A 23,045-nucleotide genomic window follows, 5' to 3' on the forward strand; every position below is an offset into this window, starting at 1 on the left:
GTCAGGCGCCCAGGTCCCGACGGCGGTAGGCGAGCAGCCCGACGGCGGCGCCCGCCAGGCCCACCGCTGCCTGGAGCGCCAGCGGCTTCCAGCTCGCCGGGCCGACGACGTCGAGGTAGTGGCCCAGAACGCTCAGGTCCCGGGCCCGCTCGGGCAGCTCGACGAGCCCGCCGAGGAACCGGGCGAAGGCGCTCCAGGCCACCACCGCCCACACCAGCGCCACTCGTCGCGGAGCCAGGCCCACGAGGGCCAGGGCGATCCCGACCGCCGCGAGCAGCCCCGGCAGCTGGCTGACCGTGTAGACGACGGCGCGCGCCACCGCGTGGTCCGCGGTGACCTGGGTGGCCGTGACCGCCGCGAGCACGCCTCCTGAGACGAGGAGCAGGACCACCCCCTCGACCACCGCGGCGCCTGCCTGTACGACGAATAACCGTGTTCTGGAGACTCCCGCCGCCACCTGCGCCTCCACCAGCCCCGCCCGCTCGGAGCGGGCCAGGGCGCCGGCTCGGCCGACTGCCGCCACCACAACGAGCAGGACGGTGAAGACCGTGAGCAGGCCCATGAACTGCGCCACCGGGCTGCCCGGGGCCATCTTGTCCACCATCTGCGCCGTCGCCGATCCCGGTCTCAGCAGGTCTGTGACACCGCCGGCCATGGTGCCGAACAGCGTGGACAGACACACGGCGGCCACCGTCCAGGCGGCCAGCGGGCGCAGGCACAGGCGCGCCAGCAGACCGGCGCGCCCGTGAACCCGCCACCGCCGCCGGCTCGCCGAACGATCAGGAAGGTAGCCGCCCAGGTACTCCCGGCGCGCGTACAGCGCCCCGGCCACCGCCACCAGCACCGGGCAGCAGGCGGCGCACACCGCCAGGAGCGCCACCCGGTCGCGGGTGTACGGCTCCACGAGGTCCCGCCACGCCAGGGGGCTGAGCCGGCGCGCCCAGGGCGCGTCGGCCTCGTCGGCCAGGACCCGCAGCGCGAAGGCCGTCCCGAGAAGTCCCAGGGACAGGCCTCGCGCGGCCCCCGCGCTGCGGGCCAGCTGGCTCGCAGCGGCGCCCGCGCCCGCGAAGGCCCAGCCCACCACCGCCACGGTGCCCGCTAGGGCCCACGCGCCCGAGACGGTCAGCTCCTTCACGCGTCCGGTCAGCGCCGTCATGACGACGCCCGTGCCGGCCGCGTGCACCGCCACGACCCCGAACACGACGAGGACCGGGGCCAGAAAAGGCACCCACCGTCCCGCCCCCGCGCCCCGGAGCACCTCCACCAGGCCCTCGTCCTCATCGGTCCGCAGCATCCGGCACGTCATGAGCACCGCCATGAGACCGGTACACACCAGCAGGTAGGTGCCGATCTCCCACTGGGCGAGCTGCCCGATCGTCCCGGGCAGCGGCAGAACTCCGTAGAGCAGACGAGTGCCGGGGGTCTGTCGCATCGCCGCGATGAGCGCGGCTCGCGAGCTCAACGAGGGGTAGACGCTCGCATAGCTCGGCGTCGCGGCCGCCAGCGCCCACAAGGGCAGGACCCAGGCGAGTGCCTGAAGACGCAGTCGCCGCAGCGTCAGCCTCACCGCCTGCCCCAGCCCGCGCAGCCGGGAGGAGCGCGGCCGCGGTCCGACGCCGTTCACCGTGCGTCCTCGTAGTGGCGCAGGAACAGGTCCTCCAGGCTCGCCGGCTCGCAGACCACGTCGGTGATCCGCTGCTCCGCCACGAGCCCCAGCACCGCGGGTACCCGTTGCGAGCCCACCTGCAGCGTCAGCCGGTCCTCGTCGCGGTCGAAGGCGATGCCCAGGGATGTCAGCGCGGCGGTCAGCGGCTCCAGCCGTTCGGGAGCAGCGCGCAGCGCGATGCGGGTGGCCGCCAGGGACCGCAGGTGCTCTAGGCCGCCGTCCTCGACGACCCGCCCGTCCTTGATGATGGTCACGGCGTCGCACAGGTGCTGCACCTCGGCCAGGACGTGGCTGGAGAGCAGAACGGTGCGCCCCGCGCTCGCGGCTGCGGCGACCTCCTCGGTGAAGACCCGTTCCATGAGCGGGTCGAGGCCCGAGGTCGGCTCGTCGAGGATGAGCAGGCGGGTGGGCGCGGCCAGGGCGGCGACCAGCGCCACCTTCTGTCGGTTGCCCTTGGAGTAGGTGCGCACCTTCTTACTGGGGTCCAGCTCGAAGCGCTCCGTGAGTTCCTTCTCCCGGGTCCGGTCACGTGAGCCACGCAGGCCCGCCATAGCGTCCAGGACCTGCCCACCGGTCAGGTTCGGCCACAGGGCGACGTCCCCGGGCACGTAGGAGACCTCCCGGTTGATGGTCGAGGCCTCACGCGCCGGGTCGCGGCCAAGGACGCGCACGCTCCCGGCGTCGGGCCGGTACAGGCCCAGCAGGGTCCGGATGGCGGTGGACTTGCCGGCGCCGTTGGGGCCGAGGAAGCCGTGGACGGAGCCGGCGGCGACGGTGAGGTCGAGCCCGTTGAGGGCGGTGACGCGCCCGAAGCGCTTGGTCAGGCCGCGCACCCGGACGGGCGCCTGCCCGGTGCCGGACGTGGCGGCGGGGACGGGCGCGGCGCCACGTGCCGCCGGTGCGGACATGCTCATCGTCCGGGGTCCTCTCCCACCGAACGGCGGAACGTGGCGGCGAGGTCGGGGCTGGTGAGCAGGAGCTCTAGGAGCCGGGCGGCGAAGGCCTGCTGGGCGGGGTCCGGGTAGCCGGATGCGAACAGGACACGGGTCAGGTGCCACAGGGTGCGTCCAGCCACCCCGCCCGGCAGGTCGTCGAGGACCGCCAGGGCCAGGTCCTTGTGGCGCAGGGACAGCTCAACGGTGCGCTCGGCCAGGGCGTGCGCGGCCTGCCGCGCCTCCTCGCCGTGCAGCCGCGGCAGGCGGGAGAAGCCGATGACCTGCTGCGCGCACAGCTCGATCTCTTTCTCGTCTAAGGCCTCGACGAAGGGGACGGCGCTGTCGGGGACCATGCCCAGGGACCCCAGGACCTGAAGTATCTGGCGCTCTGTGCGCAGGATCTCCGGGTCCTCCTCCAGGGCCCGGACCCGGGCCTCGATCGCGTCGTAGAAACGGGTCAGGGCCACCGGCACCGGGGCCAGGGCCTGTCCGGCCTCCACGCGGGCGATGAGCTCGTCGACCCGCTGCGCCTGCTCGTCCAGGCTGCGGCGCTGGGCCTCGATCGTGCCCCGGGCGGCGCGCAGGTCGTGCAGCACCCTTCGGCGGCGCGCCTCGGCGGGCGAGACGGGCGGCTCGTCCGAAGCGGGGTCGGAGGCGAGGATCTCGGCGACCTGGCGCAGCGACAGGCCGCCGTCGGCGAGCCAGCGGATGCGCAGGAGCCGGGCCAGGTGCTCCACCCCGTACTCGCGCCCGCCGCGTACCGTGGGCGGGACGCTGAGCAGGCCCAGGCGGTGGTAGTGGCGCACCGCTCGCGGGGTGGTGCCGGCCAGGTCGGCGATCTGGGTGACGCGCATAGCGTCATCTCAGCAGGTGACGCAGCGTCACCGTCAAGGGTGTTGTCGAGGCCGCCGTTGGGGCGCCTTTGAGGTCGCTGTCGGAGTCTCGGGGCTGCTGCCGGGCGCGCTGGTCCGCCGGACAGGATTTCGGGCGCCGCGCCGTGCGGACTACCCTTGGCGCGGATACCGATCACCGCCCCGATCATCGGAAGGCTCCCGGATGACTGACACTGCTGACGCGCTGTCGCCGCTGGATGAAGCGGGCATCGCCGCCCTCGTCGAGGAGGGGCTGGCCGCCATTGCCGTCGCCGGCGACCTGCCCGCCCTCAAGGAGGCTCGCCTGGCCTTTACCGGCGACGCCTCCGCCCTGGCCGGAGCCAGCCGGGGCATCGGGGCCCTGGACAAGGCCGACAGGCCCACCGCCGGCAAGCTCCTCGGCGCCGCCCGCAGTCGGCTGAACAAGGCTCTGGCCGAGCGTCAGAGCGTTCTCGAGGCCGAGGCCGAGGCTCGCATGCTGGAGACCGAGGCCGTCGATGTCACGGTTCCCACGGGCCGTATCGAGCTGGGCGCACGGCACCCTCTCGACGTCCTGGTCGATGAGATCACGGACCTCTTCGTCGCCATGGGCTGGTCCATCGCCGAGGGCCCCGAGCTGGAGCACGAGTGGTTCGATTTCGACGCCCTCAACTTCGACGCGGATCACCCCGCCCGCCAGATGCAGGACACCTTCTACATCCAGGGAGAGTCGGTCGGGGCCGCCGAAGGGCAGTCCGCCAACCTGGTGCTGCGCACCCACACCTCGCCGGTGCAGGCCCGAGTCATGCTGGACCAGGAGCCGCCCATCTACGTCGCCTGTCCCGGCAAGGTCTTCCGCTCCGACGAGCTCGACGCCACCCACACCCCCGTCTTCCATCAGGTCGAGGGCCTGGCGGTGGACAAGGGTCTGACCATGGCGCACCTGAAGGGCACGCTCGACCATTTCGCCCGAGCCATGTTCGGCCCCGAGGCGCGTACTCGCCTGCGCCCCTCCTTCTTCCCCTTCACCGAGCCCAGTGCCGAGATGGACCTGTGGTTCCCCCAGAAGAAGGGCGGGGCCGGCTGGATCGAGTGGGGCGGCTGCGGCATGGTCAATCCCAACGTGCTCACCGCCTGCGGCATCGATCCCGAGGTCTACAACGGCTTCGCCTTCGGCATGGGACTGGAGCGCACACTTATGTTCCGTCACGGCATCGCCGACATGCACGACATCGTCGAGGGCGACATCCGCTTCTCCCAGCAGTTCGGCACCACCGGAAAGGGAAACTGACATGCCCTACGTACCCCTCGAATGGCTGCGCGAGCACGTCGATGTCCCCTCCGGAACCACGGCCGCCCAGCTCGCCGCTGACCTGGTCAAGGTGGGCCTGGAGGAGGAGCGGGTCGTCCCGCCGGCGGTGACCGGTCCGCTGGTCGTCGGCAAAGTGCTCACGCGCGAGGCCAAGAAGCAGACCAACGGCAAGGTGATCAACTACTGCCGCGTCGACGTCGGCGAGCACAACGACGCCCCCGGCACCGGCAAAGAGCCCTCGGAGCTGCCCAGTCGCGGCATCGTCTGCGGGGCGCACAACTTCGATGTCGGCGACAGCGTCGTGGTCTGCCTGCCGGGAGCCGTACTGCCCGGCGACTTCGCCATCTCCGCCCGAAAGACCTACGGTCACGTCTCGGACGGCATGATCTGCTCCGAGCGAGAGCTGGGTCTGGGCACGGACCACGACGGCATCATCGTGCTCGAGCAGTGGCTGGCCACCCATGGTCATGAGGGCGAGGAGCCGCCCGCGCCCGGGACGAACGCGATCCCACTGCTCGGTCTGGGCGATGAGGTCCTGGAGATCAACATCACTCCGGACCGCGGTTACTGCTTCTCAATGCGCGGGGTCGCTCGCGAGTACTCCCACTCCACCGGCGCCCGTTTCACCGACCCCGCCGACGGCACCGATAAGGGCCTGTATCCGCACGGCATCGCTCCCGTCGGCGAGGGCGGTTTCGATGTGAGCATCCCCGATGACCCCTCCCCGATCCATGGACGTCCTGGCGCGGACCGATACGTCGCCCGCATCGTGCGCGGCATCGACCCCATGGCACCGAGCCCGAAGTGGATGCGCGACCGGCTCACGGCTGCGGGTATGCGGCCGATCAGCCTCGCCGTGGACGTGACCAACTACGTGATGCTCGACCTGGGACAGCCTCTGCACGCCTTCGACCTGGCCAAGCTGCATGCTCCGATCGTCGTGCGCCGTGCCGAGGCGGGCGAGACCCTCGCCTTCCTCGATGACGTCACGCGCACCCTGGATGCCGAGGACCTCGTCATCTCCGATTCGCCGGTTTCAGAGGGGTCGCGAGCCCTGGTACTGGCCGGCGTCTTCGGCGGTGCCGACACCGAGGTCGATGAGGGCACTACCGACATCCTCATTGAGGCCGCCCACTTCGACCCGGTGTCGATCGCTCGCTCCTCCCGCCGTCATAAGCTGCCCACTGAGTCGGCCAAGCGCAACGAGCGCGGCGTGGACACCGAGCTGGCTCCCATCGCCGCTCAGCGCGCGGTCGACCTGTTGGTCGAGTACGGCGGCGGCGAGGCCGATGCGAAAGCCACCGATGTGAATCGCACCGTGGCTCCCGAGGCGATCGTCATCCGTGCCGATGCCGCCGAGCGCCTCACGGGCGTCTCCTACGGCGTTGAGCGGGTCGTCGAGCTGCTGGAGGCCATCGGCTGCACCGTGGAGTCTGTTGGGCGCGATGAGGCCGGTGATCAGCTGCTCGCCGTCACTCCGCCCACCTGGCGGCCGGACCTGGTCGGAGCTGCTCACTTCGCCGAGGAGGTCGCCCGCCTCGATGGATACGACCGCATTCCCGTCATCGTGCCCACCGCGCCGGCGGGGATGGGCCTGACCCTGCGTCAGAGCGCCCGCCGCGATATCGTGCGCGCCCTCGCCGATGCCGGCCTCGTCCAGGTGCTGTCCTACCCCTTCATCGGCGATGTGCACGATCTTCTCGAGATCCCCGCCGATGATCCGCGTCGCCGAGCGGTGCGCCTGGCGAATCCCCTGGCCGAGGATGCGCCGTATCTGCGTACCAGCGTGCTCGACTCCCTGGTGGAGACCGCTCGACGCAATGTCTCACGCGGACTGGGAGACGTCGCCGTCTATGAGCTCGGCACCGTCACCCGCCCCGCCGGTACCGTCCCCACTGCGATTCCCGGTGTCGACCGCCGTCCCGCCGATGAGGAGATCGCAGCGCTCAATGCGGGGATCCCGGATCAGCCGACGCATCTGGGGGCCGTACTGGTCGGCGATCGCGTTCGTCCGGGCGTGCTCGCCCAGGCCCGCGCGTGGGACTGGGCAGATGCCATCAAGGTCGTGCGGACCGTGGCCCGTGCCCTGGGCGTCGCCGTCGAGGTGATGGCTCCCGAGCAGCCCTGCAATCCCTGGCATCCCGGGCGCACTGCCGAGGTGCGTCTGCCGAGCACGCGCAAGGGCAGGGGCCTTCTGCCCGGGCCGGTCGTCGGATACGCCGGTGAGCTTCACCCGCGCATTGCCCGCGCGCTGGGACTTCCCGAACGCGCCTGCGCCGTTGAGATCGATCTGGAGCCCCTGCTGGAGGCCGCTGAGGCCGCGGGCGTGCTCCAGGTGCGGGCGGTCTCGACCTTCCCCGCGGGTAAGGAGGACATCGCGCTCGTCGTCGATGAGTCGGTCACGGCGGCTGCGGTTGAGGCGGTCATCCGGGAGGCTGCGGGCGAACTTGCCGAGGACGTGCGTCTGTTCGATGTCTTCCGCGGGCCCCAGTTGGGGGAGGGGAGGAAGTCCCTGGCGTTCTCCCTGCGCCTGCGCGCAAAGGACCGCACTCTGACGGCCGATGAACTGGCCGGCGTGCGCAAGCGCGTCGTCAAGCGCGCCGCCAAGGGCCTGGGGGCGGAGCTGCGCGCCTGACACGTTGGGGCCTGTCCCTGATGCCTCTAGACCGGATGTCGGGTATCGGGCACTGCTGTGGTGGTCGTCACCTTTGATGGTCGCATCGTGAGTTCCGCACGGTGCTCGGCGCAAGCCGCAATACTTGCGCCCATGAAGATCCTTCTCACCGCTTCTTCCCGTCACGGCGCGACCGACGAGGTCGCCGCCGTTATCGCCGAGCAGTTGCGCGCCGCCGGACTCGAGGTCGATCACACCCGCCCCGAGGATGTCGCAGACGTCGAGGGCTACGACGCTTTCGTCCTGGGCAGCGCCGTGTACATGACGCGTTGGACTGAGGAGGCGGTGGACTTCACCCGCCGGTTCAGCAGCGCTCTGCGCGACCGTCCCGTGTGGGCGTTCTCGGTGGGGCTGTCCGGCCTGCCCAAGGGCAAGATCGCCGATCCCTACCGCATCGGCCCGGTCCTGCTATCGATCGATCCGGAGGATCACATCACGTTCCCGGGGCGTTTCGACCCCGGCGTGCTGAATGTGCGCGAACGCACCATCGCCCGCATGGGCGGCGCCACCGAGGGCGATTTCCTCGATCTCGAGGCCGTGCGCGCGTGGGGCGCCTCGGTGGCGGCCACCCTGTGCAATGGTTTGTGAGACGCGAATGGCGCTGTCGCGCCTCTGTGTCTGTCGGTCTGTCGGCGTGACCGGTGTCCGGGTTCGGCTCCGGGCTCCTCTTCGAGTTCCGCGGGTACGTATTCCATCGGCCTTCCATTGGCTGCCGGCTCACTGTGCGAGGCGAGCTCCGCGCCATCTCCGTGCCGCCAACGGCGTGTGAGTGAGGCTACAGAATAGCCGAGTCCCACAGGGTCGTATTTCTATGCATCGTGACGTATGGTCATCGGTATGACGTGGACAGCAGCAGTCGCTGGAGCGACCGGGTACGCCGGGGGCGAGGTTCTCCGCCTTCTTGCGACTCATCCGGATATCGAGATCGGCGCCGTCACGGCGAACTCCTCGGCGGGCGACCGTCTCGGAAAGCACCATCCGCACCTGGTGTCCCTGGCGGACCGGCTCGTGGAGCCCACGGACGCCGGTCACCTCGCCGGACACGACATCGTCGTCTTCGCCCTGCCCCATGGGGCTTCGGGCGCGATCGCCGCGGCCATCGAGGATGCCGTGACGGAGGGCGCCTGGGGCGGGCCGCCGCCGCTCCTGATCGACTGCGGGGCCGATCACCGTCTGACGGACGCCGATGCCTGGGGGCGCTTCTACGGCACCCCGTATGCGGAAGCATGGACGTACGGCATGCCCGAACTCCTCCATGCGGATGAGACCAGCGCCGCCGCCCAGCGCCGTGAATTGGCCTCTGCCCGTCGCATAGCCGTTCCAGGATGCAACGTCACCGCGGTCACCCTCGCTGCCCAGCCGGGCGTTGCCGCCGGTCTGATCGACCCCTACCAGCTCACGGCCGTTCTCGCGGTCGGCTACTCCGGCGCGGGCAAGTCCCTCAAGCCCAATCTGACCGCAGCCGAGGCGCTCGGCAGCGCCCAGCCCTACGCCGTGGGCGGCACTCATCGCCATATTCCCGAGATCATCCAGAATCTGCACCTGGCGGGTGCGGACTCCGGGGGAGTACGACTGTCCTTCACCCCGATCCTGGTGCCCATGAGCCGGGGCATACTGGCCACGGTCACCGCTCCGGTCACTGACGTCGTCCTGGACTCCGAGCACCCGGACGAGGCCCTTCGCAGCGCCTGGCAGACGTGTTACGGCTCCGCAGACGAGGGGGAGCGGGTAGTCCGCCTCCTTGACGAGGGGACCTGGCCCACCACCGGGGCCGTTCTCGGCTCCGGACTGGCCGCCGTGCAGGTCGCCTACGACCGCGCCGCTGGCGTGGCCACCATGGTGTGCGCCATCGACAACCTCGGTAAGGGGACCGCCAGTGCGGCCGTGCAGTCTCTCAACCTCGCCCTGGGGCTTCCTGAGACCACGGGCGTCATCATGGAAGGGGTAGCCCCATGAGCGTGACCGCTGCCAAGGGATTCCGGGCGGCTGGAGTAGTGGCCGGGCTCAAGCCCTCCGGCAGTCCCGACCTGGCTCTGGTGGTCAACGACGGCCCGTTGGATGTGGCCGCAGGAGTCTTCACCACCAACCGATTCACCGCCGCACCCGTCGTCTGGTCCCGCGGCGTGATCGCCGGGGAGCAAGGGCGCCGCGGGGCGGCCCGCGCTGTCGTTCTCAACTCCGGCTCGGCCAATGCCTGCACCGGGACGCGGGGGGCGGACGACACCGCCGACACGGCCAAGCACGTTGCGGGTCTTCTGGGCGGCATCGACTCCGGGGACGTCCTGGTCTGCTCCACCGGTGTGATCGGTGTGCCGATCGACATGCCGACTCTTCTGGAGGGTGCCGGGATCGCGGCGGAGGCGCTGGCCTCCTCCGAGCGGGCAGGTCATGACGCCGCGGCCGCGATCATGACCACCGACACCGTCTCCAAGGAGGACGCGGTCACGGTCGCCGGCGCTGACGGCACCTGGACGATCGGCGGGATGATCAAGGGCGTGGGCATGCTCGCTCCCGGCATGGCCACCATGCTGTGCGTTCTCACCACCGACGCCAGCGTCGAACCGAGCGCCGCCGAGCGCTCCCTGTCGGCGGCTGCGGGGCGTACGGTCAACCGCATCAACTCCGACGGCTGCATGTCCACCAACGACACCGTCCTCCTCCTGGCCTCGGGGGCCTCCGGCGTTGCTCCTGGACCCGAGGCCTTCGACGCCGCCGTTGCCGAGATCCTCGCCCGACTCGGTCGCCGCCTGGTCGCCGACGCCGAGGGCGCCACCCATGACATCGCCATCACCGTGAGCGGGGCGGTCAGCGAGGCCGCCGCCGAGGCGGCGGCCCGCACGGTTTCCACATCGAACCTTCTGAAATGCGCTGTCGCCGGCGGGGACGCCAATTGGGGGCGCGTTCTTTCCCAGCTGGGAACCGTCCCGGAGGAGACCTGCCCCTTCGACCCGGAGAAAGTCGATGTCACCATCAACGGCGTCACCATCTTCCGCCACGGAGGCCTGGGGGACAGTCGCGACCTGGTGGACATGAGTCCCCGCGAGACCCGGATCGACATCGACCTGTCCGCCGGTGACGCCCGCGCCACCGTGTGGACCAATGACCTCACCCACGGATACGTCACCATCAACGGGGACTACACGACATGACACACGCACACGCGGGCGCCGGCTCGGCCCCCGAGCTCTCCCCGGAGATCAAGGCCTCCGTCCTTCTTGAGGCCGTACCCTGGCTGCGCTCCTACAAGGGCGCCACCATGGTCATCAAGTACGGCGGTAACGCCATGGTCGATGAGGATCTCAAACGGGCCTTCGCACAGGACATCCTCTTCCTGCACCAGGTCGGCGTCAGACCCGTGGTCGTCCACGGCGGCGGTCCCCAGATCAACACGATGCTGAAGCGACTGGGCATCGATTCGGAGTTCCGCGGCGGCCTGCGGGTGACCACTCCCGAGGTCATGGATGTGGTCCGCATGGTCCTCACCGGTTCCGTCCAGCGCGAGCTGGTTTCCCTGCTCAACATCGACGGCACCGCCGCGGTGGGCATCAGCGGGGAGGACGGTGGCCTGCTGCGGGCCCGCCAGCGTCTGGCCACCGTGGACGGCCACAGCGTGGACGTCGGGCTGGTGGGCGATGTCGTCGACGTGCGCCCCGAGCCCATCATCGACCTGCTCGACCAGGGGCGGATCCCCGTCATCTCCTCGGTGGCGCCCCTGGTGACGGATTCGGTCACCGTCCTGAACGTCAATGCCGATACCGCGGCCGCGGCCATCGCCGTGGCCCTCAAGGCGCGGACGCTGCTCATGCTCACCGATGTCGAGGGGCTCTATTCCGCCTGGCCGGATCGCGGCTCGCTGGTGCCCTTCATCAGCGCCGACGCCCTCGAAGGGCTCCTGCCCTCTCTGGAGACCGGGATGATCCCGAAGATGGAGGCCTGCTTGCGGGCCGTACGCGGGGGAGTGGGGCAGGCCCACGTGGTCGATGGCCGCCAGGCTCACAGCATGCTCCTGGAGATCGTCACCGATGAGGGAGTCGGCACTGTTATTCACCCCGGGGACGCCCCGATCCCACCGTTGAACGGAGGCAGGAATCTATGACCCCCTCGTCCGCTGACACCGCTGCCTCCCACGAGGCCAGCGTCAATCAGGAATGGCTGCAGCGCTACGCGAATACCGTCATGAACACCTTCGGCACTCCGGGGCGCGTTCTCGTGCGCGGCCAGGGTGCCCATGTGTGGGATGCCGATGGCGCCGAGTACATCGACCTGCTCGCCGGCATCGCCGTGAACTGCCTGGGGCACGCCCACCCCGCAATCGTGGCGGCGGTCACCGAGCAGATCTCGACGCTGGGCCATATCTCCAACTTCTTCACCTCGCCGGCCCAGGTGCGCCTGGCGGAGGAGCTTGATGGCCTCGCGTTCCCCGCCGCCGGTCCGGGCGTCTCCAAAGCGTTCCTCGCCAACTCCGGCACCGAGGCCAACGAGGCCGCCTTCAAGATCGCCCGTCTCCATGGCGGTGCGGGCAGGCCGCGGATCCTCGCCCTGGAGAACGCCTTCCATGGGCGCACCATGGGCGCCCTGGCGCTGACGCACAAGGAGGCCTATCGCAGCCCCTTCGAGCCGCTGCCCGGCGGCGTGGAGTTCATCCCCGCCGGGGATGTCGAGGCTCTGCGGACCGTTCTCGGTCCCGATGTCGCCGCACTGATCGTTGAGCCGATCCAAGGCGAGGCGGGTGTGCAGGAGCTTCCGGCCGGTTATCTCGAAGCGGCCCGTGAACTCACCTCGGCCGCCGGCGCCCTGCTCATGATCGACGAGGTTCAGACCGGTATGGGGCGCACCGGCGCCTGGATGGCCCACCATGCACTCGCCCCGGACGTGACACCGGATGTCGTGACCCTGGCCAAGGGACTGGGCGGAGGCGTGCCCATAGGGGCGACCATTGCCACCGGGCGGGCGGCCGAGCTTCTCGGTCCCGGCCAGCACGGCACCACCTTTGGCGGCAACCCTGTTGCTGCAGCGGCTGCGCTGGCCGTCATCGACACCATTCGCGAACAGGGGCTGCTCCAACGAGTGAGTACTCTCGGCGATCGCTGGGCGGCTGCGTTGGGGGCGCTGGAGGGCGTCACCGAGGTTCGCGGGCGCGGCCTGCTGCGCGGTATCGGCCTGATCGACGGCGTCGGGCCGGCCTCTCAGGTTGCCGATGATCTCGCCCGGCGGGGCTTCATCGTCAATGCTCCCCGCCCGGACACCCTGAGACTGGCGCCTCCTTTCGTCCTGTCCGACGCCGATGCCGACGCCTTCACGACGACGTTGACGGAGGTCCTGATATCGCGCCTTCGGGACGGCTCCTCATGAGCCGGCTGCAGGCCTCTCCCGTGGTCGACGACGGCAGTGCCGCTGAATCGCCTGCATCGGCGCCGGCGACCAAGACGGCTCGCCACGGTCTTATCGCTCAGATCCTGGCCAAGGAGCGCATTCGATCGCAGGCCGAGCTGCGGCGTGCCCTGGCCGACCACGGCGTGTCGACCACCCAGGCGACGCTCTCGCGCGATCTTGTCGAGCTGCGCGCCACCAAAGTGCGCGGTCCCGGTGGCGTTCAGGTCTATGCGATTCCCGAGGCGGGCGCACCCGGCCAGCTTCGCCCCGGTGGGGCTGCCGTTCCTGAGAACGGCTCCATGGCCGAGCACACAACCCCTCGCCTGGCGCGCTGGTGCGCGGACCTGCTGGTCACAGCTGAATGGTCCGGCAGTCAACTGGTCCTGCGCACACCTGCTGGAGCCGCCCAGATGTTGGCGGGCGCTGTCGATGACGCCATGCTCCCCGGCGTCCTGGGCTGCATCGCCGGTGATGACACCGTTCTGGTCGTCGCGCGTTCTGAGGATGTGGCCAGTGGCTTGGCCGCACATCTGCTGTCCCTGGCGGATCCTGGCGCCCGGCGCTGAGCCGCGACCGCCTTCCTCTCCCAGTCCCGCACGCTGCTGCGGCAGAGCAGCACCACCCAGAAAAGAGAAGACACATGAGTGTTCACAAGGACCGCGTTGTCCTCGCCTATTCAGGAGGGCTCGATACCTCCGTGGCCATCGGCTGGATCGGCGAGCAGACGGGCAGAGAGGTCGTTACAGTCGCCGTCGATGTCGGCCAGGGTGGAGAGGATCTTGACGTTATTCGCCGACGTGCGCTGGACTGCGGCGCGGTTGAGGCATATGTGGCCGATGCGCGTGAAGAATTCGCCGAAGACTTCTGCATGCCCGCGCTCAAGGCCAACGCCCTGTACGAGAACACCTATCCGCTGGTCTCGGCCCTGTCGCGTCCTGTCATCGCCAAGCATTTGGTGAAGGCTGCTCGCGAGTTCGGCGCCACTACTGTCGCCCATGGCTGCACCGGCAAGGGCAATGATCAAGTCCGCTTCGAGGTCGCCATCACCTCTATGGCTCCCGACATGGACTGCATCTCTCCGGTGCGCGACCTGGCCCTGACTCGCGATGTCGCCATCGAATACGCCGAGAAGCACGATCTGCCCATCGAGACCACTAAGCACAACCCTTTCTCGATTGATCAGAATGTGTGGGGTCGCGCTATAGAAACCGGGTTCCTGGAGGACCTGTGGAATGCGCCGACTAAGGATGTCTACGTTTACACCGACGATCCCACCTACCCGCCGCTGCCGGACGAGGTCATTCTCACCTTTGAGGGCGGTATCCCGGTGGCGATCGATGGGAAGAGCGTGACTCCGCTGGAGGCCGTCCAGGAGATGAACCGTCGGGCGGGCGCTCAGGGCGTGGGGCGTATCGACACGGTCGAGGATCGGCTGGTCGGTATTAAATCCCGTGAGATCTATGAGGCTCCTGGGGCTGTCGCCCTCATTGAGGCGCACCGGGCATTGGAGGCGGTGACCCTGGAGCGCCTCCAACGTCGCTACAAGCGGCAGATGGAGCAGGTGTGGAGCGACCTGGTTTACGAGGCCCAGTGGTACTCCCCGCTCAAGCAGTCCATGGATGCCTTTATCGAGGACACGCAGAAATACGTTTCCGGTGATATCCGCATGGTGCTGCATGGTGGTCGTGCCACAGTCAACGGCCGGCGCTCCGAGTCGAGTCTGTACGATTTCGAACTGGCCACCTACGACACCGGCGACTCCTTCGACCAGTCCTCCTCCCGCGGGTTCATCGAGATCTACGGTATGCAGTCCAAGCTCGCGGCCGCCCGCGATGTGCGCATGGGCCAGGGCACTGGCTTCTGAGGCTTATGCCGCGCATTGAGATCATTGAGGTCGTCGCTGGATCGCTGGCGGGATCACGGTGCTGATTGCGATGTCCTTGATGAACCACTGCCTGGTTCATCAAGGACATCGCCGGCCGCCATACCTGATGGACAGCTGATGATTTGCTGATGGCCGTTCGAGGAATCCGAGCGACCGGATGGGCAGGGCGCCTGTCGGTTCGGTAGAGACCGGCTCCCTTTCCCCGAGCTTCTGAAGAGTCCGATGAGGCTGAAGGAGCCGAGATTCATATGCTGCATGCGTTCAGGCCCGGGGAGATCTCCCCGGGCCTGAGCCACGCCGTGAGGCTCTGTTGGTCAGCGGTGTTCCTTCATTCTGCTTACGATGCGTGCAGCAATATGGACCGCCGCCGGGCTTCATGCCCGGACACCGCCCTGCGGCGCCGGCGATCTGATCACATGAGAGGATTCCCACGTGCCAATAGTCGAGGCTCGTTCCGGAGCCGCCGTCGTCGGCGCACGGCGCAGCCTCATGCCCGCGCTGGGCACGTGGGGCTTCATTGTCACATTCTCGGGTCAAGGGCTGCGCAATCTTGTCGGCTGGTGGGCATTCGGCGTCATCGCCGCGATCAGCGGCCTCATGCTCTTCGCCGTTTTCGTGCGTGAAGGTCATCGAGTGCCATGGCGGGCGCTGCCCCCAATAGCCAGCGCTTACACCGTCCTGTGCATGCTGAGCGTTATATGGTCCCATTACCCGCGTGAGACCATCCTTGCCGGGCTGCTCATGCTGGCCACCACCGCCTCAGGCGTTCTACTGGCCTGCGGCCTGTCCCTGCGTCAATTGACCGATGCGCTCAGCCGTGCCCTCGAGGCGACCCTGGTGCTCAGCTTCCTGCTCGAGCTCTATGTGGCGCTCGTTCTGCAGCATCCGCTGATTCCCGCTTATATGAGGGACTGGACCGAAGTTCCTCCCTCCTATATCTGGGTCGAGGGCAACATCTTCCGGGGCGGGCCCATCCAGGGCATTGTCGGCAACCGGAATCCGCTGGCATTCATCGCCCTGCTCACTTTGATCTGCGTGGCCGTGCGTTGGAGGGACAACCGGCTGAGATTGCCGAACTTCATCGTGTGGTCTGCGCTATCCGTCCTGACTCTCTTCCTGACCGGTTCGGCCACCGTCATCGTTGCGGCAGTTGTGAGCCTGGTCGTCATGTTGTTCCTATGGCTGCTGCGCCACGTTCCCATTGCTTTGCGGACCACTGTGATCGTTGTGGCCTCTACTCTGGGCGTGGCGTTAGTCGCTGTTGCGATCGGCTGGCACTCGCAACTGACCGCCTTGCTCGGGCGCAGTTCCGATATGACCGGTCGGTGGGAGATCTGGATGAAGGTGCTCGCCCTGTGGGAGCAGCACACGTTCCTCGGCTGGGGCTGGATCATGTACTGGGTGCCGTGGATCCCCATGTTCGGCACGCTCGTCATCCGTCCAGACGGCACACCGACGCTCAGTGCCCACAACGCCTATATCGAGGCCCTTTTCCAGACTGGCGTCGTGGGCGCCGCACTGATCGTGGTCCTCGTGCTGACGCTCACCTTCCGCTCGTTCAGGCTGGCCGTGCACTATCTGGACTCCGACGCCTCAGTGCTCCTGCCCGCCCTGCTCATGACCGCCATGGTCGTGCAGTCCATGACGGAGTCGCGTCTGCTGTCCGAAGGCAACTGGGTCACCGTGTGCGCCCTGGGCACCTGGCTCGGACTGCACGAGATCATCGAGCGCGAGCACAATGATCCCTGGGCGCTCGAGGAGAGCGTGTCCCGAGCACGCTGAGCAAGAGGGGATGGCTTTTTGCCCATGTTCCCCGCAAGGGGACGGGACGGGACATCGGCAAGCGGCATGCGATGCGGTGGCGCCCCGAGGATGGTGCGTGAACACCGGAAGAGCGTTCTCCGGCCCGCGCGCCGATGCGTCATGATGGGACCATGACCAGTGAGCAGAACCAGTACGAGTCCACCGGTGCCGGAGCCGGGATCAGCCTGTGGGGCGGACGCTTCACCGGTGGGCCTGCCGATGCGCTGGCGGCGCTGTCCGTCTCCACCCACTTCGACTGGCGCCTCGCCCGCTATGACATCGCCGGTTCGCGTGCCCACGCTCGGGCCCTGCGCGGTGCGGGTCTGCTCGACGATGCTCAGCTGGACGGCATGATCGGGGCTTTGGACCGTCTCGAGGAGGATGTCGTCACCGGCGTCTTCGCCCCGACTCCTGCTGACGAAGATGTTCACACGGCTCTGGAGCGCGGGCTCATGGAGCGCGCCGGGGAGGACCTGGGCGGCCGCCTGCGCGCGGGCCGCAGCCGCAACGACCAGATCGCGACTCTCATCCGCATGTACCTGCGCGACCAGGCGCGCCACATCGCCGGGCTCGTCCTGGACGTGGTCGACGCGCTCATCAACCAGGCCGCCGCCGCGGGCGAGGCCGTCATGCCCGGCCGCACCCACCTGCAGCACGCCCAACCGGTCCTGGTGGCCCACCAGCTGCTCGCCCACGCCTGGCCGCTCATGCGCGATGTGGAGCGCCTGGAGGACTTCGACGCCCGCGCCGCCGTCTCCCCGTACGGGTCCGGCGCCCTGGCGGGCAGCACTCTGGGCCTGGACCCCGACGCCGTGGCCGCCGACCTCGGCTTCTCGGCCGCCGTGGAGAACTCCATCGACGGCACGGCCTCGCGCGATGCGGTGGCGGAGTTCAGCTTCATCCTGGCGATGACCGCTGTGGACGTCTCCCGCCTGAGCGAGGAGATCATCATCTGGAACACCAAGGAGTTCGGATTCGTCACCCTGGACGACTCCTACTCCACCGGTTCCTCGATCATGCCCCAGAAGAAGAACCCGGACGTGGCCGAGCTCGCCCGCGGCAAGGCCGGCCGCCTCATCGGGGACCTGACGGGCCTGCTGGCCACTCTCAAGGCCCTGCCCCTGGCCTACGACCGCGACCTCCAGGAGGACAAGGAGCCGGTCTTCGACGCCGTCGACACCCTCGCCGTACTCCTGCCCGCCGTCGCCGGCATGGTGGACACCATGGCCCTGGACTACGGTCGCATGGCATCCCTGGCTCCCCAGGGCTTCTCCCTGGCCACCGACGTGGCCGAGTGGCTGGTACGGGGCGGCGTCCCCTTCCGGCAGGCCCACGAGATCTCCGGAGCCTGCGTGCGCGCCTGCGAGGAGCGCGGCATCGAGCTGTGGGACCTGAGCGACGAGGACTTCGCTGCCATCAATGCCCGCTTGACTCCTGGCGTGCGCGAGGTGCTCTCCGCCGAGGGCTCCGTGGCCGCCCGCACCGGCCACGGCGGCACCGCGCCCGTGCGCGTCCTGGAGCAACTGACTCGGGCCATCGCCCGTAGCGCCGAGTTGCGGGTCTTTGCCTGGGAGGGGTCCCTCCTCGACGGCCCCAGCGGGCCGCAGCCCGAGGAGGACGACGCACCGGAGCAGGCCTGATGCCCGGCGGCAGGGACATGGCCGGTGGAGGATCCGGTCTCACCCCGGACGTGGCAGAGGTGCTTGCCCGCGACAGCCTTCAGGCCGCCCCGGCCCTCCTGGGGGCCATCGTGACGACCACGTCGCCTGAGGGGACCGTCTCGGTGCGCCTGACCGAGGTGGAGGCCTACCGTGGTGAGGCCGACCCCGGCTCGCACGCCTTCCGGGGTCGTACGGCCCGCAATGCCTCCATGTTCGAGGCGGGCGGCATCATCTACGTCTATTTCACCTACGGCATGCACCACTGCGTCAACGTCGTCACCGGCCCCGAGGGCCTTTCCCGCGCCGTCCTGATGCGCGGGGGCGAGGTGGTGGCCGGAGTCGAGCTGGCCCGCCGTCGTCGGCCCGCCGCGCGGAACGACCGCGACCTGGCCCGTGGGCCGGCCCGTCTGTGCGCGGCGCTGGGGCTGGACCGGTCCGACGACGGCACCGCTCTGGGCGGGCCCGGGTCGCGCGTCAGCCTCGCTCTGCCGGAGCCGGGCCTGAACCCCGAAGCGGCGCGCATCCGCACGGGTCCGCGCACCGGGGTGGCCGGCCCCGGCGGCGACGGCGAGGCCTACCCCTGGCGGTTCTGGCTCGAGGATGAGCCCACCGTCTCGCCCTACAAACCGGCTGTTCCTCGGCGGCGCGCTGGACGCGCTGAGCGCTGATCGCGGTTCGGCGTGAAGAGCGCTGCCGGTGCTGAGATGGGCCGGAGCATGAGTGGGTCCGCACTGCATACGAGGGCCGCGCTTGACTAATAGTGTGCGCGCAGATAATCTCTGCACAGACCATCTACGGATGTGTTGATCCTCCAACGAAAGGCAGTAGAGATGTGGACGACTGAATACCGCCATGAGGCCGATGTCCCAGTGGATGCTCTGTGGAGCGTCTGGACTCGAGTGCTCGCAGGTGAACTCGAGCTGCCTGGAGGGGATCGGTACGAGCCGCAAGAGCCTCTTGGAGTCGGTGCGCGCATCGTGATGACGCCGGCGGGCCAGGAGGGCATCGACATCGTCGTCACTCGGTGGGAGCCGCCCCATGTCCAGGCCGACCGTGCTGAGTACGGGGGCGTGGAGTTGACCTTCACGCACTCATTCGTCTCTGCCGGTCCTGGGGGTGAGGGAAACGCCGTCATCATTCGCCTGGATATTGACGGTCCTCGGGCTGATGAGATCGGCCCCGGCATCGGCTCCCAGATCGCTGCGGATTTCCCTCAGACGGCAGAGGCACTTGTGCGGGCTGCTAAGGTCACTATGTGAGAACGCGCTTCCAGGGGCCGGAGTCCAGCCCCGGCCTCCTCCTGTGGCGAAGCACCTTGGCCTGGCAACGCGACGTGGCGGCTGCGCTGGACCCCTTGGGACTCACGCACTCGCAGTTCGTGCTGCTCGCCTGCGCATGGTGGCTCGAGACCCATGGCGGGGCGGGTACTCAGGTCATGATCGCCGCCCAAGCAGGCATGGACGTCAAAACCGCCAGCCAGGTGCTGCGTAGGCTGGAAGCGGCGGGGTACGTCTCCCGTCAGCAGCCCCCTGGGGATGCACGTGCCCGGATCGTCAGTACAACGGCAGCAGGCCGGGAGATGGGCGACCAGGCACTGAGCGCTGTCGAGGCAGTCGACGAGGCGTACTTCTCCTCGAGACCCCGGCTGCGCGACGCTCTGATCAAGGAGTCCTCCGGATCCGATGCGCATCGCGGCGGCAAGCAGGAGCATTCCTCAGCTGGTGAGTGATACCTGCTCGTGGCGGCCTTGAGATCCATAGACTGCCGCAGTGACTGCCGACTACTGGAACCACAACACCGCCTTCCACCCAGCGATCGTCCGGGACGCGGGGCGGCGCGGTGGACGGGCGCTCGACGTCGGATGCGGCGAGGGGCTCCTGTGCGCGCGCCTGGCAGGCGCGTGCCGTGAAGTCATCGGGATCGACACTGATGAGCAGGCACTCGCCCGAGCAAAGCACCGCCTGGAAGGCCTGCCGAACGCGAGGGTCCTTGCCCGCGACATCACGGAGCCGGATCTTCCAGGGCGCCTGGGCGCCTTCGAGACCGTCACCTGCGTCGCCGTGCTCCACCACCTTCCACTTGAGGAGGGCCTGGCCGCTCTGGGCGCACTGGTCGCTCCCGGCGGACGGCTCATCGTCGTCGGTCTGGCCGCCGACAAGAGTCCATGGGACTGGATCGTGTCCGGGCTGTGCGTTCTGCCGGTTCGGGTGATGGGAGCAGTGCATCATGAGACGCGCGATATCGGCGTTGTGACCACCCGGGCGCGCGAATCGCTGGGGGAGATCCGAGCCGCGGCCTCTCGGATCCTGCCCGGCGCCCGGCTGAGACGGCGCTTCTACTACCGCTATTCACTGGTGTGGGACAGGCCCCGGGAGGCGGCGTGAACAGGATGAACGATGTGAGCAGGGCGAGCCGTGCGAGCGGGGGGAGCCCTATGGGCGGCCGCGGGCCTGCCGACCCGATCCCGCTGCGGGACCTCTACGAGCTGCTGAAGGATGAGTTCGGCGAGGTCGAGATGTGGTCTGCCGAGTCCGCCATGGAGTACGCCTGTGGCGCCGTCCTGGTGCAGAACACCGCCTGGGGCAATGTCCAGCGCACCCTTGAGGACCTGCGGCGGGCCACTTCCTTCGACCCGGCCCGCCTGCTCGCCCTCGACGAGGCCGAACTGATCGCCCTCATCCGGCCTTGCGGGTTCATGACATCCAAGGCCCGCGCCCTGCGCGCCTACGCCTCCTGGGCACTCGACCCCGCCGGAGCGGCTGCCCCGGGCCTGGACGACGCCGCCCTGCGCGAGGCCCTGCTGGCGCTGCCCGGCTTCGGCCCCGAGACCGCGGACGTCGTCGCCCTCATGGCCTACGACCGCCCCCGCTTCATCTTCGACGCCTACGGGCGCAGGCTGCTGCGCCAAGCCGGTTACGAGGTGGGCCGCCGATACGAGGATGCCCGCTGCGCCCATGAGGCTGCGGCCCACGCGGGCGGATTCGACGCCGCCGAGCTCAAGGACTTCCACGGGCTCATCATCCTGGCTGGTCAGCGCGCCCGCGCCGCGGGCGGTTGGGAGCTCTACGGGCCCACGATCGGTATTTCCGTCGTGAAGACTGCGTAAGATTCCTCTGGACTGAGTTGCCAGGTTGCAGACAAGTTGCAGAGCAGTGCCCGTCGTCCGGGCGGATGAGACCGTTGTTCTCCTCACGGAGCGGAACGCTCCGGGCTCAACTGCTGCGGCATGGCACACTATCGCCGCCGGGGAACATCCGGCTCCGCGCGTGGCGCTGGAAGGAACCGAGGAAGGTAAGCAGGACAGTGACCGACATCCTGGATGAGCTGCAGTGGCGGGGACTCATTGCTCAGCACACTGACATCGACGCGCTTCGCACCGCGCTGGCCGATGGCGAGCTCACCTTCTATTGCGGCTTCGACCCGACTGCTCCGAGCCTTCACCACGGCCATCTGGTCGCCGTCAAGGTGATGCGCCACCTGCAGATGGCGGGGCACCACCCGTTGGCGCTGGTGGGAGGCGCCACCGGCCTCATTGGCGATCCGCGGACCAAGGGCGAGCGCACCCTCAACACCAAGGAGGTCGTCGCCGACTGGGCCGCAGGTCTGAGGGCTCAGCTGGAGCGCCTTCTCGAGTTCGAAGGTGAGAATCCTGCCCGCATCGTCAATAACCTTGACTGGACCGGTGAGCTGAGCGCCATCGACTTCCTCCGCGATATCGGCAAGCATTTCCGGATGGGCACGATGCTCTCCAAGGACATCGTGGCCCGGCGCTTGGCCAGCGAGGAGGGCATCTCCTTCACGGAGTTCAGCTACCAGATCCTTCAGGCGAACGATTACCTCGAGCTGTATCGCCGCTTCGGCTGCACGCTCGAGATCGGCGGCAATGATCAGTGGGGCAACCTCGTCGGGGGCATGGATCTGATCCACAAGGTCGAGGGCAAGACGGTGCACGTCATGACCAACCCCTTGATCACTAAGGCCGACGGCACCAAGTTCGGCAAGACTGAGGGCGGTGCCGTCTGGCTCAATCCCGAGATGCTCTCGCCCTACGCCTTCTATCAGTTCTGGCTGCAGACCGACGACGTCGACGTGGTGCGCTTCTTGAAGGTCTTCACCTTTCTGGATCGTGAGGAGATCGAGCGTCTTGAGATCGCCACAGCCCAGAACCCGAAGGCTCGCGAAGCGCAGAAGGTCCTGGCGTGTGAGGTGACGACCTGGGTTCACGGCGCTGAGGCCGTTCGTAGCGCTCAGGCCGCGACGGAGGCGCTGTGGGGGCGCGGCCAGCTTCGGGAACTCGATGAAGCGACGCTGGCTGCGGCGACCGCCGACTTGCCCGCGGCAAAGCTCGTCGTAGGGGAGACGACGATAGTGGATCTACTCGTGTCCGCGGGCCTGGACAGGGGGCGCAGCGCGGCACGCAAGACGGTGGCCGGCGGAGGCGCCTACCTCAACAATGTCAAGGTCGTCGACGAGGATGCGCCGGTGGTGGCCGAGCAGCTGCTCGCCGGGGGAGTCGTCCTCGTGCGCAAGGGCCGCCGCAACCTCGCGGTGGCGCGGCAGGCGCAGCAGCACTGATTGCAGCGCGGATCCTGTCAGATCATGAGTGGGTTCACGGGTCGCTCGGTGATGGCAGGTGCTCTACCGCGGGGCTCGCATGGTTGGGTGAGCTCCGCCCGCGTACGTCTTCCTCCTGCCTGGAGATCCGGGGGCGAGGGGATGATGACGGGGACATGTCCTGGGAGACCGATGTCGAAGAACCGTCATCAGGGAGAGATCGGGATCACGGATCTTGGGTTTGACCTTGGGGGGTGAGGCTCGCTAAAATTTCTCGAGTGCTTCCGAGGAGAAGCGGTCCTGCCGAAGCGGACGGGATCGCTTCTTTTGT

General features: G+C 68.6%; 20 protein-coding genes. 17 read left to right on the forward strand and 3 right to left on the reverse strand.

Annotation, left to right across the window (positions count from 1 at the left end):
• Position 1: 1 nt before the first annotated feature.
• Genes W5W_RS0108340 through W5W_RS0108350 form a run of 3 tightly spaced genes read right to left on the reverse strand, consistent with a single transcriptional unit; the run spans position 2 to position 3,455 of the window.
• A complete protein-coding gene (locus W5W_RS0108340) occupies positions 2 to 1,624 on the reverse strand; it encodes a hypothetical protein (RefSeq protein ID WP_017195085.1) in 1,623 nt (540 codons plus the stop codon).
• Entirely contained in the window at positions 1,621 to 2,580 is a 960-nt protein-coding gene (locus tag W5W_RS0108345; RefSeq protein WP_008729454.1) for an ABC transporter ATP-binding protein, read from the reverse strand. Before W5W_RS0108345 ends, W5W_RS0108340 begins: the two co-directional genes overlap by 4 nt.
• On the reverse strand, positions 2,577 to 3,455 hold the full coding sequence (locus W5W_RS0108350; protein ID WP_008729458.1) for a MerR family transcriptional regulator: 879 nt from the start codon (positions 3,453 to 3,455) through the stop codon (positions 2,577 to 2,579). The genes W5W_RS0108345 and W5W_RS0108350 overlap by 4 nt, the downstream gene beginning before the upstream one ends.
• A 202-nt stretch (positions 3,456 to 3,657) precedes the next feature.
• Between W5W_RS0108350 and pheS the strand changes: the two genes are divergently transcribed.
• From pheS to tyrS, 17 genes are all read left to right on the forward strand, one after another.
• Positions 3,658 to 4,743, forward strand: coding sequence for a phenylalanine--tRNA ligase subunit alpha (gene pheS / locus W5W_RS0108355; protein WP_008729476.1), 1,086 nt, complete (start codon positions 3,658 to 3,660; stop codon positions 4,741 to 4,743).
• A 1-nt stretch (position 4,744) separates the two neighbouring features.
• Positions 4,745 to 7,399: a phenylalanine--tRNA ligase subunit beta gene (pheT, locus tag W5W_RS0108360; RefSeq protein WP_017195086.1), complete on the forward strand. Its 2,655-nt coding sequence runs from the start codon at positions 4,745 to 4,747 to the stop codon at positions 7,397 to 7,399.
• Positions 7,400 to 7,531: 132 nt separating this feature from the next.
• Positions 7,532 to 8,026, forward strand: coding sequence for a flavodoxin domain-containing protein (locus W5W_RS0108365; protein WP_017195087.1), 495 nt, complete (start codon positions 7,532 to 7,534; stop codon positions 8,024 to 8,026).
• Between the two features lie 249 nt (positions 8,027 to 8,275).
• Positions 8,276 to 9,394 (forward strand): N-acetyl-gamma-glutamyl-phosphate reductase, encoded by a 1,119-nt coding sequence (gene argC, locus W5W_RS0108370; protein WP_029574186.1) that lies wholly within the window; start codon positions 8,276 to 8,278, stop codon positions 9,392 to 9,394.
• Positions 9,391 to 10,587, forward strand: coding sequence for a bifunctional glutamate N-acetyltransferase/amino-acid acetyltransferase ArgJ (argJ, locus tag W5W_RS0108375; RefSeq protein WP_008729455.1), 1,197 nt, complete (start codon positions 9,391 to 9,393; stop codon positions 10,585 to 10,587). The genes argC and argJ overlap by 4 nt, the downstream gene beginning before the upstream one ends.
• The gene (gene argB, locus W5W_RS0108380) at positions 10,584 to 11,534 is read left to right on the forward strand and encodes an acetylglutamate kinase (protein WP_008729468.1); all 951 of its coding nucleotides are present in this window, start codon (positions 10,584 to 10,586) and stop codon (positions 11,532 to 11,534) included. Before argJ ends, argB begins: the two co-directional genes overlap by 4 nt.
• The gene (locus W5W_RS0108385) at positions 11,531 to 12,790 is read left to right on the forward strand and encodes an acetylornithine transaminase (protein WP_008729457.1); all 1,260 of its coding nucleotides are present in this window, start codon (positions 11,531 to 11,533) and stop codon (positions 12,788 to 12,790) included. Before argB ends, W5W_RS0108385 begins: the two co-directional genes overlap by 4 nt.
• Positions 12,787 to 13,377: an arginine repressor gene (locus W5W_RS0108390; RefSeq protein ID WP_017195088.1), complete on the forward strand. Its 591-nt coding sequence runs from the start codon at positions 12,787 to 12,789 to the stop codon at positions 13,375 to 13,377. The genes W5W_RS0108385 and W5W_RS0108390 overlap by 4 nt, the downstream gene beginning before the upstream one ends.
• 74 nt (positions 13,378 to 13,451) lie before the next feature.
• Positions 13,452 to 14,675: an argininosuccinate synthase gene (locus W5W_RS0108395; protein ID WP_008729463.1), complete on the forward strand. Its 1,224-nt coding sequence runs from the start codon at positions 13,452 to 13,454 to the stop codon at positions 14,673 to 14,675.
• A 453-nt stretch (positions 14,676 to 15,128) separates the two neighbouring features.
• The gene (locus W5W_RS0108400; protein WP_008729459.1) at positions 15,129 to 16,478 is read left to right on the forward strand and encodes an O-antigen ligase family protein; all 1,350 of its coding nucleotides are present in this window, start codon (positions 15,129 to 15,131) and stop codon (positions 16,476 to 16,478) included.
• A gap of 152 nt (positions 16,479 to 16,630) precedes the next feature.
• Entirely contained in the window at positions 16,631 to 18,139 is a 1,509-nt protein-coding gene (gene argH, locus W5W_RS0108405; protein WP_008729461.1) for an argininosuccinate lyase, read from the forward strand.
• Between the two features lie 17 nt (positions 18,140 to 18,156).
• Positions 18,157 to 18,828, forward strand: coding sequence for a DNA-3-methyladenine glycosylase (locus W5W_RS0108410; protein WP_029574188.1), 672 nt, complete (start codon positions 18,157 to 18,159; stop codon positions 18,826 to 18,828).
• Between the two features lie 162 nt (positions 18,829 to 18,990).
• Entirely contained in the window at positions 18,991 to 19,419 is a 429-nt protein-coding gene (locus W5W_RS0108415) for a hypothetical protein (protein ID WP_008730991.1), read from the forward strand.
• Entirely contained in the window at positions 19,416 to 19,889 is a 474-nt protein-coding gene (locus W5W_RS0108420) for a MarR family winged helix-turn-helix transcriptional regulator (RefSeq protein ID WP_008730994.1), read from the forward strand. The genes W5W_RS0108415 and W5W_RS0108420 overlap by 4 nt, the downstream gene beginning before the upstream one ends.
• A 40-nt stretch (positions 19,890 to 19,929) precedes the next feature.
• Positions 19,930 to 20,544, forward strand: a complete 615-nt coding sequence (locus tag W5W_RS0108425; RefSeq protein ID WP_008730992.1) for a class I SAM-dependent methyltransferase — start codon at positions 19,930 to 19,932, stop codon at positions 20,542 to 20,544.
• 14 nt (positions 20,545 to 20,558) lie between these two features.
• Positions 20,559 to 21,266, forward strand: a complete 708-nt coding sequence (locus tag W5W_RS0108430; RefSeq protein ID WP_238533292.1) for a base excision DNA repair protein — start codon at positions 20,559 to 20,561, stop codon at positions 21,264 to 21,266.
• A gap of 197 nt (positions 21,267 to 21,463) precedes the next feature.
• Positions 21,464 to 22,735 (forward strand): tyrosine--tRNA ligase, encoded by a 1,272-nt coding sequence (gene tyrS / locus W5W_RS0108435; RefSeq protein WP_008730989.1) that lies wholly within the window; start codon positions 21,464 to 21,466, stop codon positions 22,733 to 22,735.
• The last annotated feature ends 310 nt before the right edge of the window (positions 22,736 to 23,045 follow it).

It is taken from the genome of Actinomyces massiliensis 4401292 (genome assembly GCF_000269805.1).
Lineage (GTDB): Bacteria > Actinomycetota > Actinomycetes > Actinomycetales > Actinomycetaceae > Actinomyces > Actinomyces massiliensis.

Coding starts and splice junctions, on each gene's coding strand:
- W5W_RS0108415 (WP_008730991.1), top strand. CDS start 18,991: ATGTGGACGACTGAATACCGCCATGAGGCCGATGTCCCAGTGGATGCT.
- argB (WP_008729468.1), top strand. CDS start 10,584: ATGACACACGCACACGCGGGCGCCGGCTCGGCCCCCGAGCTCTCCCCG.
- argJ (WP_008729455.1), top strand. CDS start 9,391: ATGAGCGTGACCGCTGCCAAGGGATTCCGGGCGGCTGGAGTAGTGGCC.
- W5W_RS0108410 (WP_029574188.1), top strand. CDS start 18,157: ATGGCCGGTGGAGGATCCGGTCTCACCCCGGACGTGGCAGAGGTGCTT.
- pheT (WP_017195086.1), top strand. CDS start 4,745: ATGCCCTACGTACCCCTCGAATGGCTGCGCGAGCACGTCGATGTCCCC.
- argC (WP_029574186.1), top strand. CDS start 8,276: ATGACGTGGACAGCAGCAGTCGCTGGAGCGACCGGGTACGCCGGGGGC.
- W5W_RS0108385 (WP_008729457.1), top strand. CDS start 11,531: ATGACCCCCTCGTCCGCTGACACCGCTGCCTCCCACGAGGCCAGCGTC.
- W5W_RS0108345 (WP_008729454.1), bottom strand. CDS start 2,580: ATGAGCATGTCCGCACCGGCGGCACGTGGCGCCGCGCCCGTCCCCGCC.
- W5W_RS0108350 (WP_008729458.1), bottom strand. CDS start 3,455: ATGCGCGTCACCCAGATCGCCGACCTGGCCGGCACCACCCCGCGAGCG.
- argH (WP_008729461.1), top strand. CDS start 16,631: ATGACCAGTGAGCAGAACCAGTACGAGTCCACCGGTGCCGGAGCCGGG.
- W5W_RS0108390 (WP_017195088.1), top strand. CDS start 12,787: ATGAGCCGGCTGCAGGCCTCTCCCGTGGTCGACGACGGCAGTGCCGCT.
- pheS (WP_008729476.1), top strand. CDS start 3,658: ATGACTGACACTGCTGACGCGCTGTCGCCGCTGGATGAAGCGGGCATC.
- W5W_RS0108395 (WP_008729463.1), top strand. CDS start 13,452: ATGAGTGTTCACAAGGACCGCGTTGTCCTCGCCTATTCAGGAGGGCTC.
- W5W_RS0108365 (WP_017195087.1), top strand. CDS start 7,532: ATGAAGATCCTTCTCACCGCTTCTTCCCGTCACGGCGCGACCGACGAG.